Origin of the sequence: Diaphorobacter sp. JS3051 (genome assembly GCF_015832135.1) — a bacterium.
GTDB classification, from domain to species: domain Bacteria; phylum Pseudomonadota; class Gammaproteobacteria; order Burkholderiales; family Burkholderiaceae_C; genus Diaphorobacter; species Diaphorobacter nitroreducens.
In genome coordinates this window covers 1,526,402-1,539,791 of the sequence record NZ_CP065406.1, presented here as the reverse complement: position 1 = coordinate 1,539,791, position 13,390 = coordinate 1,526,402, and the positions used below count along the sequence as shown (strand labels likewise).

Genomic DNA, 13,390 nt, shown 5'->3' with positions numbered 1-13,390 from the left:
CGGTAACCCGGTCGCCGCAGCCTTTGCGCTGCAATTTGCAGGCGCAGGATTTGGCAAAGCCGCGCATTATAGCCCGAATATCAAAAAGCCCCTGCATGCCGAAACCTGCAGGAGCCGGGTGGGCAGGGCTTAGTGCGTTATTCCTGTTGTTCCAGGAAGCGCTGCGCGTCCAGCGCGGCCATGCAGCCCGTGCCGGCGCTGGTGATGGCCTGGCGGTACACATGGTCCTGCACGTCGCCGGCGGCGAACACGCCCGGCACGCTGGTCTGCGTGGCAAAGCCCTTGAGGCCGCCCTGGGTCACGATGTAGCCGTTTTCCATCGCCAGCTGGCCCTGGAAGATGTCGGTGTTGGGCGCATGGCCGATGGCGATGAAGCAGCCTTGCAGCGCGATGTCTTCGGTGTGGCCGTCTTCGGTGTGCTTGAGGCGGATGCCGGTCACGCCGGTGGCGTCGCCCAGCACCTCGTCCAGCGTGAAGAAGGTCTTGAGCTCGATCTTGCCGGCCGCCACCTTCTCCATGAGCTTGTCGATCAGGATGGGCTCGGCGCGGAACTTGTCGCGGCGGTGTACCAGCGTCACCTTGCGGGCGATGTTGGACAGGTACAGCGCTTCCTCCACGGCGGTGTTGCCGCCGCCGACCACGCACACGTCCTGTTCGCGATAGAAGAAGCCGTCGCAGGTGGCGCAGGCGGACACGCCCTTGCCCATGAAGGCTTCCTCGGAGGGCAGGCCCAGGTACTTGGCCGATGCACCCGTGGCGATGATGAGGGAGTCGCAGGTGTAGGTGCCACTGTCGCCCGTAAGGGTGAAGGGGCGCTTGGACAGGTCCACCTGGCTGATGTGGTCGAACACGATCTGCGTCTTGAAGCGCTCGGCATGTTCCTGGAAGCGCTGCATCAGCTCGGGGCCCTGCACGCCGTGCACGTCGGCGGGCCAGTTGTCCACCTCGGTCGTGGTCATGAGCTGGCCGCCCTGGGCCAGGCCCGTGATGAGCACGGGGTTGAGGTTGGCGCGCGCGGCGTACACCGCGGCGGTGTAGCCCGCCGGGCCGGAGCCGAGGATCATGACTTTGGCGTGTTGGGTAGTGGACATGGCTGAAAAGTAAGGTTTTGTTATGCCGGGCGACCGGCGTGCCCCGTAAGAACCTGGGGCCGGGCCCCCCAGTATCAACCGGTCCGCGCGGGCGCCTGCGGTCGGGTTTTCAATCGCGGCCATTGTAAGAAGCCATGAATAACACGGCCGGGGCGGGCGTATCGGCCTTTGCGCTGGCGCAGCGCAGTGACAAAAAGGCGGGCAGCCGGCAGGCCTGGGGCGGGCTGCCGCACGCAGCGCACGGCGCACAGACGCGTCGTCGGCATGGGGTAAGCTTGCGCGCTCTTATCCCATGACGTACTCCCTCAACACCCTGAACGCTTCTTCCTCCAGCAAGTCGGCGCCACGCACCGGCGCGGCGCGCTTCGGCCATGAGATCGGCCTGGTGCTGGGCCTGCTGGGCCTGGTGTTCTGGCTGCTGGCCCTCGTGAGCTATTCCGCGCAGGATGCGGCCTGGTCCACATCGGGTGCGGGCAATGGACAGCCACTGTCCAATTGGGTGGGCAGGCTCGGGGCGTGGCTCGCCGACGGCAGCTACTTCGTGCTGGGCTTTTCCGTCTGGTGGTGCGTCGCCGCGGGCGTGCGCGCCTGGTTTGCGTCGCTGGCGCGCTGGATGCGCGGCGATGGCGCCGCAGGCCACGCGCCGTGGCAGCGCCGCGGCGTATTCTGGGGCGGACTGGCGCTGCTGCTGTGCGCCAGCACGGCACTGGAATGGTCGCGGCTGTACCGGTTCGAAGCCCTGCTGCCCGGCCATGCGGGCGGCATGCTGGGCTATATGACGGGGCCGCTGGCCGTGCGCTGGCTCGGGTTCACGGGCTCGGGCCTGGCCGGCGTGGTGGTGGTCGTGCTGGGCGCGGCGCTGGTGTTCCGTTTCTCCTGGGGGCATCTGGCCGAGCGCCTGGGTGGGCGCATCGATGCGCTGGTGCAGCGCGGCCGGGCGCGGCGCGAGAAGGCCAAGGACGTGGCCGTGGGACGGCGCGCCGCGCGCGAGCGCGAGGAAGTGGTGCAGGAAGAGCGCCACGAGATTGAGGTGCAGCACCCGCAGCCTGTCACCATCATCGAGCCCGTGCTGTCCGATGTGGTGCAGAGCACCCGCGTGGTGAAGGAGCGCCAGAAACCCCTGTTCAGCGAGATGCCCGACAGCAACCTGCCGCAGGTGGACCTGCTGGACGCCGCGCAGGCGCGCCAGGAGACGGTGTCGCCCGAGACGCTGGAGATGACCAGCCGCCTGATCGAGAAGAAGCTCAAGGACTTCGGCGTGGACGTCACCGTGGTGGCCGCCATGCCCGGCCCGGTGATCACGCGCTACGAGATCGAGCCCGCCACGGGCGTGAAGGGCTCGCAGATCGTGAACCTGGCCAAGGACCTGGCGCGTTCGCTGTCGCTGGTGTCCATCCGCGTGATCGAGACCATTCCTGGCAAGAACTTCATGGCGCTGGAACTGCCCAACGCCAAACGCCAGACCATCCGCCTGTCGGAGATCCTGGGCTCGCAGGTCTACCACGACGCCAAGAGCCTGCTGACCATGGGCCTGGGCAAGGACATCGTGGGCGCGCCCGTGGTGGCGGACCTGGCCAAGATGCCGCACGTGCTGGTGGCGGGCACGACGGGCTCGGGCAAGTCGGTGGGGATCAACGCCATGATCCTCTCGCTGCTCTACAAGGCCGAGGCGCGCGACGTGCGCCTGCTGATGATCGACCCCAAGATGCTGGAAATGTCGGTCTACGAGGGCATTCCGCACCTGCTCGCGCCGGTGGTCACCGACATGAAGCAGGCCGCCCACGGGCTGAACTGGTGCGTGGCCGAAATGGAGCGCCGCTACAAGCTCATGAGCAAGCTGGGCGTGCGCAACCTCGCGGGCTACAACACGAAAATAGACGACGCCAAGGCGCGCGAGGAGCACATCCCCAACCCCTTCAGCCTCACACCGGAGAGCCCGGAGCCGCTGGAGCGACTGCCGCACATCGTGGTGGTGATCGACGAGCTGGCCGACCTGATGATGGTCGTGGGCAAGAAGATCGAGGAGCTCATCGCCCGCCTGGCGCAGAAGGCGCGCGCTGCCGGCATCCATTTGATTCTGGCCACGCAGCGCCCCAGCGTGGACGTGATCACCGGCCTGATCAAGGCCAACATCCCCACGCGTATCGCTTTCCAGGTCAGCAGCAAGATCGACAGCCGCACCATCCTGGACCAGATGGGCGCCGAGGCCTTGCTGGGCATGGGCGACATGCTCTACATGGCCAGCGGCACGGGCCTGCCCATCCGCGTGCACGGCGCCTTCGTCTCCGATGACGAGGTGCACCGCGTCGTCAGCTACTTGAAGGAACAAGGGGAGCCGGACTACATCGAAGGGGTGTTGGAAGGCGGTACCGTCGAGGGCGACGACAGCGGCTTCGGGCTGGGCGACGGCGAAGGCGGCGGCGAGAAGGACCCCATGTACGACCAGGCCGTGGAGGTGGTGCTGAAAGACCGCAAGGCCAGCATCTCCTACGTGCAGCGCAAGCTGCGCATTGGCTACAACCGCTCCGCGCGCCTGCTCGAAGACATGGAGAAGGCCGGCCTGGTGAGCGCACTCACCGCCAGCGGCCAGCGCGAGGTGCTGGTGCCCGCGCGCAGCGAGTAAAGCTGCCTGGGCACGCTCCCTGGCCCGCTGTCCACGCAACCGCTTGCATGGAGAAATGGTGTTGAAGAAAGTATTTGCTGCGATTTTGATAGCTGCTGGCGCTGGTTGCGCCTGGGCTGACGGCCTGAAAAGCCTTGAAACCTTCATGAAGACCGCCCAGAGCGGCCGGTCCGAGTTCACGCAGACCGTGACCTCGCCGCCCAAGGACGGCCAGGCGGGCCGCACCAAGACCTCCAGCGGCAGTTTTGAGTTCCAGCGTCCAGGGCGCTTCAAATTCCATTACCGCAAGCCGTTCGAGCAGCTCATCGTGGCCGATGGGCAGACCCTGTGGCTGTACGACGCGGACTTGAACCAAGTGACCCAGCGCACGCAATCCAAGGCGCTGGGCAGCACCCCCGCGGCGCTGCTCGCGTCCGCACCCGACCTGGCGGCGCTGCGCGCCGACTTCGCGCTGGAGTCGGCGCCCGAGCAGGACGGCCTGCAGTGGGTGCTGGCTACGCCCAAGGCCAAGGACGGCCAGCTCAAGAGCGTGCGCGTGGGCTTCGCGGGGGAGCAACTGGCGGCGCTGGACATCCTGGACAGCTTTGGGCAGCGCTCGCTGATCCGCTTCACCGGCATGCAGCTCAACCCGGCGCTGCCGGCAGGCACCTTCCAGTTCAAGCCGCCTGCGGGGGCGGATGTGCTTTCGCAGTAAATGCTTCTGTTTCGATAGCTGCTAGCGCTTATAGGGTAAGCGCTAGAGCCCTGTTTTGCTCTAAACCGCCAGCACGGTCGCCACGCGTGCCCGCACCAGCGGCAGCAACTCGGACTCGAACCACGGGTGGCGCTTGAGCCAACCGTTGTTGCGCGGGCTGGGGTGCGGCAGGGCCAGGACGGGCGCATCCGGCAGGGTGCAGGTGCCGCGCACGGTTTCCCCCAGCGGCTGCCCGCGGCACGCGGCCAGATGCCAGGCCAGCGCGTATTGGCCCACGGCCACGGTCAGCGCGATGTTCGGCAGCCGCGCCAGCAGCGGCACACGCCACGCGGGAGCGCATTCGGGACGGGGCGGTGCATCGCCCGAGGCGCCACGGCCCGGATAGCAAAAGCCCATCGGCACGATGGCCACGCGCGCCGGGTCATAGAAAGTCTCGCGTGTCAGCCCCAGCCACGTGCGCAGGCGCTCGCCGCTCGCGTCATCGAAGGGGATGCCCGAGGCATGCACCTTGCGCCCCGGTGCCTGCCCCACGATCAGCAGGCGCGCGCGTGCATCGGCCTGCAGCACGGGGTGTGGGCCCAGCGGCAGGAAGGGGGCGCAGATCGTGCAGGCGCGCACGCGGCGCAGCAGCGCGTCCAGCGGCTCGTCGCGGCGTGTGTCGTCGCGCGGCAGTCCGTTGCGTGGCAATGCATGACCCGGCAATTCGTTGCGCGGCGGCTTCGCCATCAGTCCGCAATGCGTGCGCCGGCTTCGGACAGCAGCGCGCGCAACACCGAGCGGTGGCAGCGCGCCTCGTCCTCACAGTAACAGCCCACCGAGAAATTGTTGTGCTGCGACAGCGCGGCCAGCAGCGCGATGGTGTGGCGGTTCTCCGGCGTGGCCATCTCCTGGCGGAACTGCTGGGTGAAGGCCGCCCATTCCTTGGGCGTCTGCGCGGCCTGGGCGAGCTTGACGGTCTCGGGGCTGGGCGAGAGGTTGGGGTACCACACGTCATACCAGTCCTGCGCCGCGAACTGTTCCTTGGGCACGCCGCGCGGCGGGCGGCGCACGGTGCCGATGCGCGTGCCTTCATCGCGTGCGCGGGGAGTGCCGAGGCGGACGATGCGGATGGGCATGGTGGGTACAGATACGGGCGACAGGAAGAGCTAACACCTGAACTCAGCCGCGCTGCACAGTGGCGGCAACGCATGCTAGCGTAGCGCATGCACGCGACTGCTGCCACGAACCAACGTCTAACACTCGCGGCAAGCCACGCCGGATCGAGAAGCACGGAGGGCAGCCGCAAGCGGAGTTTGCCGGCGTCGGCTTGTCCAATTGGTCAGGCAGCCCCAGCCATGCCAATTGTTAGGCATACGCTACCCACCCGCGGAACGTAAAAGCGGCGTAGAACAAGGAAACGCGCTTGAAGCCGGCTTTGCGCATCAGTTCTTCGTCCTGCATCGGCGACAGGATTTCCAGCCGCTCACCTATTGCTCGCACCAGCTGAGCCTTCGCAGGGTCTACGCCCGAAGAGGTCGTAAATGCTGCGTAGCGGGAAAGCCAGGCGTTTCGTAATTCGGGCTCTTGATCAAAGCTCAGATGCATGGGCGAAATAAATTGTTTTTCTTCGGTGCTAACGCCTGAGTTCAGCCGCCGGCGAAGCCGGTCGGCTGCGACGAAATGTTAGGCATTCCCACCAAGGCCGACTATACGAGACCTGATGCTTTTTAGTTCATTTTCTAATTCATACTTTCCGTAGGTGGCGAGACTTAAGATCCAGAAGAAGAAGGCGAAAGTTATGGCAACGATAGCGAGACCTTCGTCTGTGGATAAGAAATAAATTCCCAACGACAAAGCGATAAAAACCACCGTGTTTCGAAGTTGTTTTTTTCGTTTTCTTTTCTTTGCGTCGGGAGATGTAAACTCACGCCACAATTTGCTGTCAATAGAAGCTTCTCTTTGTTTCAGAGAGTTTAACTCCTGGCGCAGTCTCTCTTGTTCCGCGTTCTGCCTTTCAATCGCGCGTTGTTCGCGCTGAGTCTGTTTTGCAAAGTCCTGTACTTGCTTGCGCGCTTTGCGTAAAGCATTTGCTCGCATTTCGATATAACGAGATTTTGCTTTTTCGTTGTTTCCATCAGAAACGGCAATCGCTTTCGTCCACAGACCGGCATCCATTCCTCCAGATGAAAGCTCTTTGTGGATCAAGGCATAAATTTCGGAGTCGTGCGGACTGGTGCCGCCCGACCATGCGCGATCAAGAAGTTGCTTCAGCATGGGAGCCTCTCAATTAATGCCTAACGGGCGAGGTAAGCCGACCGCCGTAGGCGGGTCGGCTTGACCGAAATGTTAGACAGCCTATTTTTTCTGCTTTTTCCCGTTATTTTCAAGAAATGCCGCGAACTCAGCAAGGGATACACCAAACCAATCTTTGCCATTTTTCGGTGACCAAAGTACACCGCTTGGTTTCACTCGGATATGTCCGACTACTTTTCCTTCTGAATCAATAATTTCATGATCGGCAACTTTTTTTGGACGGAATGAGTTGACGTTGTTCTTCTTGGGTGCTTCTGCTTTGGTATCCATGTTTTCCTTTCTGTAATGACTAACGTTCGCGTTAACCGGCGCGCCGCTTTTGGCGCGTCCGCGTTGAACGCGTTGTTAGGGGGCGCTTACCGATTAAACACGCGTGCGATTCTCTACTGTTCGTCATTCGGCGTTGATCCATCATCCGAAAGAGTTGCGTCCTCAACCCGCGCAATCAATCGTTCGTGCTCCCCGATTTTGAAGATGATATCGCCTTCAACCATGCGTGCCTCAAGGTCAAGCAACCTAAGTCGCTTTCGATCTGTGTCTCCATCCACCTCGACTTCGAATGAAGAAATTGCAGAGATCGGTGTCCGAACGTACCGTTCGATGAATGTTGCCATGATGCCGCCAGCTTCTTCTTCGAGATGTGCCCATGCGGCATCGCCGATGTACGCATGTCCACCCTTTGCCTCGAACTCAGCTTGCAGGTCGCGAAGTCTGGGGTTTGGCGTGGGATCAAGGACAACGAGTACAGGGATAGCTCCCGAGTTAGCGCAGTCCTCTGCAAACTGAAGTTCTTCACCGAATCTGCCTTGCCCACTTGCTGCAATAGTCACGCGAAGCTTGAATTCGTAAGCAAGTGGTTTGCCGTCAGGCCTGATTTTCCAACAATCAACCTGCCGCCCTTTACTGTGATCATCGGTGCGCTTCACAACTTTGGCCCGAGCGCCCTTTGGCTCACCGCCAATGGCAGCAGCAAGGACGGGTTCAAAAAGATAACCAGTTTCTTGTGCAGAACGATTATCAAGATCGTAGAAGAATTTTCGCCACGTGAGCCATGACGCGAGCGCCTCTGTATTTAGACGACCATACTCAACCAGTGCGCGTGGTGATACTTGAACCATCGTCGGCATTGGCTGCGCAGAAAGGATCATTGCGTACTTGCGTCGGCGCTTGTGAAGTTCCGAAAGACACCGAAGATAGGTCACGAAGTCTGGTATCTGTTTAGCGCCAAGACGCATAAGTTCAACATGCTCGAACTCATCGAGTTGAATAGGCTCTATGAACCAATCATCTGGAACTGAGTAGTAGTCATGATGCGGCATGATTTTCGCGGAAGTTCCTGGGTATACTTTATCAAGTTGCTCAGTCCTGCCAGTGTCGCGATAAACAACGCCAATTAATTTCACCAATTCACTTGGCGTCATGACCACTGGAAGATTTGTAGCAGTTCCTAGTGTCATGACCTTCGTAAGGAGTTTGGATTCCTCAGCATCGAGTTTAGGAGGGGAATTTTTCATGCAAGGTCCAGTTCTTGTTGCAGGAGGCTATTGAGCATGCGTTCGGTTTTCTGAAGTGCTTCGCTCATGCCAGTGGCTTCGGTCAACACAAAACCAAGTAGACGAGGTTCTGATCTACAAGATGGTGTTTGAATGCCGGAACCAAATGCACCATCAATTTCTTGTAGATGCCTAGCAATTGCTGTAGCCGCTAGAGGAGGCACGGCATTTCCAATTTGTTGTGTAACACTTGCAGCATTGCCATGGAATCGATAGTGGTCTGGAAAAGTTTGTATTCGCGCACATTCACGAATGGTCAGAGGTCTGTGTTCGTGCGGGTGAATAAATTCCCGTGGTGCCGCTCCAGTGATAGTGAGGCTCTGTAAGTTCCCATGTAGTCTCTTAATGCCTGAAGGTGCGCCACCTCGCTTCTCGGAAGGGGTTCCATCCATGACACGACGAAACGCACGTCGCTTAAAGCTGTCATGTTGATACTCTTCAGGCAAGTCTTTCATGGTCTGCCCTGGTTTAAGCAACGAGTACAGTTCTTCATCTTTAGCGACTGTTGAATGAAAATGCTCTGTGACGTTTCCGATGGTGTTTTCAGCACGCATTAATTGGTCGAAGGAATTAGCCGCATCTGTAGTTAAGTAGGGTACTGTCGCCGAGCGTGATCGTGCAGCGACACCAAGCCCTGCAAGCGCTTGATCAAGTGTGGGCGCGAACGGCTTAGTGCTCGGTTTCTTAGACTTGCCCGAGTCGTACGAGTAAGTCTCGTCGGGCAGGCTAAAATCCACACCCAAGCGATTGCCGATGATTAGCACGCGCTTTCGCGTCTGCGGAACACCATAGGCAGCAAGGTTGGCCTTGTGAACTCGCACCGAGTAACCAAGCGCCAAGAATTCACGAACTAAGGCAAAAACATCCGCGCCATGACCTGAAGTGAGTAGGCCCTCAACATTCTCAAAAATAAACCACCTTGGGCGGACTTCTGCGACTATTCGAAGATAATTGAAGATCAATCGATTGCGTGGGTCTTGTGCGTCACGCGCCCCAGCAGTGCTAAATCCTTGGCATGGGGGGCCTCCAATCACTGCGAAGGGTTCCTTTGCACCCAAGAGTTCCCGGAAGAAATTTGGCTCAACAGCCGAAAGATCAACATTGTGGCAAGTGCTTCCGATATTTTCTTCGTATGTGGCGCAAGCATCCTTATTGATTTCTGCACCGCAAATCGGCAGTAGCCCTGCGTTGGCAAAACCATAAGAGAAGCCACCGGCTCCCGAGAAAAGGGATAAAACTGAATCTGACTTCGTGTTCGCGATTAGCATGATTGTTTGTGACTACCTGGGGTTTCCTGTAAATACCGTACAAGCATGTTCGCGCCCCCTAACAGCCAAGGTAAGCGGCGGCGAAGCCGTCCGCTTGACCGCAGAGTTAGACCCGAAGGCCAAAAGGGAGCGCCCTGCCTTGAAGAAGGGCGCGGCCCACGAAAAACCGCTGGGCCACGGAAGCGGCGCAGCACTGCAGGAATGATAGCTGGTGGTGCTTGGCTGGCAAGCGCTGGAGGCCAAAAAGACAGATAAGCCTTTGGAACAGGGCCGAGCGCTGAAATAAGTGGCTGCGCGCATAGAACGGGTGATGGGCCTAACGCACTGAGTTCAGCCGCCGCCGTAGGCGGTCGGCTGCGACGACATGTTAGCGAATTATGAAACTACTTCCCAGAAGTGCTTGGCCACCCCTTGCGCCACGTCGTTGTCATTGAGTCCATCCCATATCGTATTCCGTTTGAATTTTGATGGTGAGTTTAATTTGACAAATCGAGATATGGCTTGGTTTGCGTATGAATTATGGTTTTTAATCATTTGGATTAGGCGCTCCTGTAGTTGGGCTTCCGTATGAATGCTTTTGCCAAACTTGCAATTTGCCGCATCTACGATAAGTTGCATATATTCTCTATGTTGTTCTTCATCGGTCATGTCAATCTTCATAGTACCATCCATCCTCTTCTGATCTTGCCCATGATTCTTGATCTTCTGTTAGTTCTTCTGTCAGCAACCTGCGCTCATCTTCGTGGGGGTCTTCGTATGAATATGGATCTTCATAGTACGCGTCATCATCACTTTCGTCATATTCATTAGAATTGATCGATTCGTAGACGTTTAGTGATACGAAAATCGCCCAACCCATATCTGTTCTTTTAATATCTACGGTTTCGTTGAATTGAGCAGCCAACTCTCTGGATCGGGATATCACAAAGAAAAAATTTTCATCTTCCGTTAATAACAGTCGATCGCTCATTTTTCCTCCATGCTAACGTCTGAATTCACCGGCGCTGCGCGGCTTTATCGCGCAGCGTCCGGTGGAATGATTTGTTAGCGCCGTGAGCCAAGACAAGTCGGCTAATTAAGCTCGTGAGCAACTTTGATTGGGGGAACCTTCAACACACCATCCACCACTTTTGAGAATATCTCTTTACGAAGCTCATCTATTGACGCCGAACTGGGGCCGGCGCATCGCTGTTGCATATCGTCGTTTGCGACGAAGCCCGCTGAACTGACACCACCAAATACATTTTGAATTCTCGCGTTTTGGCAGCGGCGATATTCACCGCCAACCTTTCCGCGGATAACTTCGTCATAGATCGTCTTGCCGTCTGCGACTGCAGAAACCACATAGCCGTACTCAATCTCTGCGCCCCCAGATACGACCTCATAGAGATACGAAGCATTGCGCGGCATCAGGAGTGCAGCGCTTAGAAGATTAACCTCGTGCTGTGCATAGGTGATGGTTTGTGATCGTTCAGGCAAGGTCTTCTCATCGTTTCGCAACCGTTCGATAACCAATGTAGTTATCTTAGGGCCGACAGACGGAACCCATTCAACTCCACGAACTCTGCTACGCAATGTCTGAAGAAGGTCCTCACTGAGTAAGCGATCTCCATTCTTGACTTGTAAGAAGACGCGCGCAGTTATTTCTTCCTTTCTGGCTGCGGCAAACTTTGGAAATACTTTTGCTACCGCATCAAGCTCATCGCGTCGGATATTCATTGAGGGTAGTAGAGATTCAATTCTTTTCCCTTCCACAGAATCTATTCCGATCCGCTGGACGTACTCAACCAAGGCTGAAACTGGCCGACTTCCAGAGCCATTGCCTTGAAGATTCTTGATTGATCGATTGACTATGATCTGCTGGTGCGCGGGGGATTTGAGTTCCGGGAAAAGATCGATTTTGTCACCAAGATCAAACGGCACTGAGCCGGTGGTATTGCCGTCGGTGACCACTTTCATTAGTTTTGTAAAGAGTTCGCGCACTTGATCTTCGGGAAGAATTCCAGCGGATTTAACAGTTGATAGCTTTTCGAATGCAGCCGCCGCTTGATATGCGCTCGAAACTTCAACAATCGATTTTTCCAGATATGCCAAGTAGTAGTCTCGACCCTTTGGATAGCTGGCGAACAACTCCTTGATCTTTGCATCGCCTGTTGGTCGAGTAAGGGCGACATCGATTTGATTGGCTGCGTTGGTGCTGTCACCCTTCGAAATTGCTGACCTTGCTTCGCTCGCATGGTATGTCGCTTGGTCTTCGCGGCTTTGTGGATAGGTGGCGCATGCGGACAAAAACGCGGACAAGCTGAGAATTGTTGTGATGGCTAGAAATTTCATTTCTGTGATACCTCCCAATGTTGAAGTAGGCGCTAACGTCCAAGCTCAGGGGCGCGCCGCTTGCGGCGCGTCCCTTGGAGCGCAGTGTTAGCCATTTTTCTTTCCGCGAGCTTTGACCAGCTTGTAGGCAGCTACGGCAATGCCGCCTGCCGCAACTACACCACCGCCAATTGCAGCGGGCACCGCCCATGCTGGAGCTGTACCGATGCCCAGAACTGCCAGCGCGGGGCCAGCCCAGCCACCAATGGCTGCACCAGCCGTGGCGAATGGAACTGTGGCTGCCATACCTACGCCGCCGGTTGCCAAGCCGACACCAGAACCAAAAACTCCCCCGGCGACACCGCCTATGGCAGCGCCAACAGCGCTGATTGTTCCAGTCGCTGATGCACCTGCTGCGACAACTCCCGCAGCCGAGGCGGCTGAACCACCGGCGATTGCGACGCCAATGATTGAATTCTCGATCTTCTTCGAGGGCGGATGGTTGTTGTTGTCGTTGTCTGTGCTGTTGCTTGTGTCACTCATCTTTAGTCTCCCTTCCAGTTTTTGATGTCGCACAGTGCGGCTGCGTTGTCTTTCTTTTCGCCGATAGTCGCAGTGAGGCATTTGAGCGCTTCGGACTTGTATATCAGCGGGTTAATCACAGACTTACGAATTTGACACTTGTGTTGAGACTGGAGATTCAGGCTAATCTGTATAACCTGAAGATGGTTGTTCGCGGCTATGTACCGTGCGGCCTGTTGCATCGCTCCTTTGTCAAACACATCACCCTCCGCAAGGGTAAGCGCAACCTGCCTAATGCTATTGTCGATGGTCGTGTCGAGTTCCTGGCAAATTGGTTCAGGTGGCTTGGTACACGCGGTTTGTGAGATGGCTACAGCGATCAAGAGTGCAATGGTGCGGCTCATAGTGGCTCCGTGTCGAAATGGCTAACGAATAAGTTCAGCCGCCGCCGTAGGCGGTCGGCTGCGACGAATGGTTAGATTGAAATATGGATATGTCATGCAATCTAAATATAACCATTCCCATCGCACCGTGAGCAGTTGCCCATGGCTCCCGTTCCTTGGCAGATTGGGCATATTTTTCTGCTATCTAAAACGGGCTGTGGTTTTGTAATATTTAGTTCTTTTTCATATCGATCGATTTTGGCCCAGCAGGTTTTAAGGTTGTCTTTTAATTTATCAACTTCAACATTAAGCGGGCCGACTCTTTTCTCTATCTCGCTCTCTTGATTATTTATCCGCGCTACAAGACCTTTTATTCGTAGTTTTTCATTTTCAAGATGAGACTCCAGGGATGCGCACTTTTCTATTAGCTGGTTGATGGCGATAATATTAAACCAAATTACTTCAGATGTTCCTTCGGGGCGCTTACCGCTTTTGTAAGCATCGACGAATTGCCGTTCGTTTGGGCGGCTTGGTTCCATTCTTCCCTCATATAGGCCAAGTAGTTTGATGCCCCATTTGGAAAGAAACTGGTGCCCTTCTTCGCTAAGGTATTCGCCGAACTCTGAAAAATCTCTCATCTTGCCTCTGATA

General features: G+C 57.3%; 17 protein-coding genes. 2 read left to right on the top strand and 15 right to left on the bottom strand.

All coding sequences use genetic code 11. The features are described 5' to 3' along the window. Positions 1-137: 137 nt before the first annotated feature. Positions 138-1,091 (bottom strand): thioredoxin-disulfide reductase, encoded by a 954-nt coding sequence (gene trxB / locus I3K84_RS07310; RefSeq protein WP_011806494.1) that lies wholly within the window; start codon positions 1,089-1,091, stop codon positions 138-140. Between the two features lie 292 nt (positions 1,092-1,383). Here trxB and I3K84_RS07305 point away from each other — a divergent pair, with 292 nt between their 5' ends. Both I3K84_RS07305 and lolA read left to right on the top strand, forming a co-directional pair. Next, positions 1,384-3,714 carry a DNA translocase FtsK gene (locus tag I3K84_RS07305; RefSeq protein ID WP_196995804.1) on the top strand — a complete coding sequence of 777 codons (2,331 nt, stop codon included), beginning with the start codon at positions 1,384-1,386 and terminating at the stop codon, positions 3,712-3,714. 55 nt (positions 3,715-3,769) lie between these two features. Beyond that, the gene (gene lolA / locus I3K84_RS07300; RefSeq protein WP_370567798.1) at positions 3,770-4,408 is read left to right on the top strand and encodes an outer membrane lipoprotein chaperone LolA; all 639 of its coding nucleotides are present in this window, start codon (positions 3,770-3,772) and stop codon (positions 4,406-4,408) included. Between the two features lie 60 nt (positions 4,409-4,468). On the opposite strand, the gene I3K84_RS07295 is transcribed toward lolA, so the two are convergent. The 14 genes from I3K84_RS07295 to maoP all read right to left on the bottom strand — a co-directional run bounded on the left by I3K84_RS07295 (position 4,469) and on the right by maoP (position 13,377). Continuing rightward, positions 4,469-5,134: a uracil-DNA glycosylase family protein gene (locus I3K84_RS07295; protein WP_196995802.1), complete on the bottom strand. Its 666-nt coding sequence runs from the start codon at positions 5,132-5,134 to the stop codon at positions 4,469-4,471. Then, positions 5,134-5,523 carry a DUF488 domain-containing protein gene (locus tag I3K84_RS07290; protein WP_135147904.1) on the bottom strand — a complete coding sequence of 130 codons (390 nt, stop codon included), beginning with the start codon at positions 5,521-5,523 and terminating at the stop codon, positions 5,134-5,136. The genes I3K84_RS07295 and I3K84_RS07290 overlap by 1 nt, the downstream gene beginning before the upstream one ends. A gap of 229 nt (positions 5,524-5,752) precedes the next feature. Beyond that, positions 5,753-5,992 carry a hypothetical protein gene (locus I3K84_RS07285; protein WP_135147903.1) on the bottom strand — a complete coding sequence of 80 codons (240 nt, stop codon included), beginning with the start codon at positions 5,990-5,992 and terminating at the stop codon, positions 5,753-5,755. 78 nt (positions 5,993-6,070) lie between these two features. After that, entirely contained in the window at positions 6,071-6,661 is a 591-nt protein-coding gene (locus tag I3K84_RS07280) for a hypothetical protein (RefSeq protein WP_011807064.1), read from the bottom strand. 81 nt (positions 6,662-6,742) lie between these two features. Then, positions 6,743-6,970, bottom strand: a complete 228-nt coding sequence (locus I3K84_RS07275; protein WP_196994815.1) for a hypothetical protein — start codon at positions 6,968-6,970, stop codon at positions 6,743-6,745. A gap of 113 nt (positions 6,971-7,083) precedes the next feature. Next, a complete protein-coding gene (locus I3K84_RS07270) occupies positions 7,084-8,214 on the bottom strand; it encodes a hypothetical protein (protein WP_196995801.1) in 1,131 nt (376 codons plus the stop codon). Then, complete coding sequence (locus tag I3K84_RS07265; protein WP_196995800.1) at positions 8,211-9,521, bottom strand: DNA cytosine methyltransferase; 1,311 nt, start codon at positions 9,519-9,521, stop codon at positions 8,211-8,213. Before I3K84_RS07265 ends, I3K84_RS07270 begins: the two co-directional genes overlap by 4 nt. 12 nt (positions 9,522-9,533) lie before the next feature. Beyond that, on the bottom strand, positions 9,534-9,821 hold the full coding sequence (locus I3K84_RS07260) for a DUF1010 domain-containing protein (protein ID WP_231403426.1): 288 nt from the start codon (positions 9,819-9,821) through the stop codon (positions 9,534-9,536). Between the two features lie 75 nt (positions 9,822-9,896). Continuing rightward, positions 9,897-10,169, bottom strand: coding sequence for a hypothetical protein (locus I3K84_RS07255; RefSeq protein WP_196995799.1), 273 nt, complete (start codon positions 10,167-10,169; stop codon positions 9,897-9,899). A gap of 1 nt (position 10,170) precedes the next feature. After that, the gene (locus I3K84_RS07250) at positions 10,171-10,491 is read right to left on the bottom strand and encodes a hypothetical protein (RefSeq protein ID WP_196995798.1); all 321 of its coding nucleotides are present in this window, start codon (positions 10,489-10,491) and stop codon (positions 10,171-10,173) included. 101 nt (positions 10,492-10,592) lie between these two features. Beyond that, positions 10,593-11,855, bottom strand: a complete 1,263-nt coding sequence (locus tag I3K84_RS07245; RefSeq protein WP_196995797.1) for a hypothetical protein — start codon at positions 11,853-11,855, stop codon at positions 10,593-10,595. A gap of 87 nt (positions 11,856-11,942) precedes the next feature. Beyond that, on the bottom strand, positions 11,943-12,377 hold the full coding sequence (locus I3K84_RS07240) for a hypothetical protein (RefSeq protein WP_196995796.1): 435 nt from the start codon (positions 12,375-12,377) through the stop codon (positions 11,943-11,945). A gap of 2 nt (positions 12,378-12,379) precedes the next feature. Then, positions 12,380-12,760: a hypothetical protein gene (locus tag I3K84_RS07235; protein WP_196995795.1), complete on the bottom strand. Its 381-nt coding sequence runs from the start codon at positions 12,758-12,760 to the stop codon at positions 12,380-12,382. Positions 12,761-12,861: 101 nt separating this feature from the next. Further along, entirely contained in the window at positions 12,862-13,377 is a 516-nt protein-coding gene (gene maoP / locus I3K84_RS07230) for a DUF413 domain-containing protein (protein ID WP_196995794.1), read from the bottom strand. Between the last annotated feature and the right edge of the window lie 13 nt (positions 13,378-13,390).

Coding starts and splice junctions, on each gene's coding strand:
- I3K84_RS07260 (WP_231403426.1), bottom strand. CDS start 9,821: ATGCGCGCAGCCACTTATTTCAGCGCTCGGCCCTGTTCCAAAGGCTTA.
- I3K84_RS07275 (WP_196994815.1), bottom strand. CDS start 6,970: ATGGATACCAAAGCAGAAGCACCCAAGAAGAACAACGTCAACTCATTC.
- I3K84_RS07235 (WP_196995795.1), bottom strand. CDS start 12,760: ATGAGCCGCACCATTGCACTCTTGATCGCTGTAGCCATCTCACAAACC.
- lolA (WP_370567798.1), top strand. CDS start 3,770: ATGGTGTTGAAGAAAGTATTTGCTGCGATTTTGATAGCTGCTGGCGCT.
- I3K84_RS07290 (WP_135147904.1), bottom strand. CDS start 5,523: ATGCCCATCCGCATCGTCCGCCTCGGCACTCCCCGCGCACGCGATGAA.
- I3K84_RS07285 (WP_135147903.1), bottom strand. CDS start 5,992: ATGCATCTGAGCTTTGATCAAGAGCCCGAATTACGAAACGCCTGGCTT.
- I3K84_RS07280 (WP_011807064.1), bottom strand. CDS start 6,661: ATGCTGAAGCAACTTCTTGATCGCGCATGGTCGGGCGGCACCAGTCCG.
- I3K84_RS07305 (WP_196995804.1), top strand. CDS start 1,384: ATGACGTACTCCCTCAACACCCTGAACGCTTCTTCCTCCAGCAAGTCG.
- I3K84_RS07265 (WP_196995800.1), bottom strand. CDS start 9,521: ATGCTAATCGCGAACACGAAGTCAGATTCAGTTTTATCCCTTTTCTCG.
- trxB (WP_011806494.1), bottom strand. CDS start 1,091: ATGTCCACTACCCAACACGCCAAAGTCATGATCCTCGGCTCCGGCCCG.
- I3K84_RS07270 (WP_196995801.1), bottom strand. CDS start 8,214: ATGAAAAATTCCCCTCCTAAACTCGATGCTGAGGAATCCAAACTCCTT.
- I3K84_RS07255 (WP_196995799.1), bottom strand. CDS start 10,169: ATGACCGATGAAGAACAACATAGAGAATATATGCAACTTATCGTAGAT.
- I3K84_RS07240 (WP_196995796.1), bottom strand. CDS start 12,377: ATGAGTGACACAAGCAACAGCACAGACAACGACAACAACAACCATCCG.
- I3K84_RS07295 (WP_196995802.1), bottom strand. CDS start 5,134: ATGGCGAAGCCGCCGCGCAACGAATTGCCGGGTCATGCATTGCCACGC.
- I3K84_RS07245 (WP_196995797.1), bottom strand. CDS start 11,855: ATGAAATTTCTAGCCATCACAACAATTCTCAGCTTGTCCGCGTTTTTG.
- I3K84_RS07250 (WP_196995798.1), bottom strand. CDS start 10,491: ATGAGCGATCGACTGTTATTAACGGAAGATGAAAATTTTTTCTTTGTG.
- maoP (WP_196995794.1), bottom strand. CDS start 13,377: ATGAGAGATTTTTCAGAGTTCGGCGAATACCTTAGCGAAGAAGGGCAC.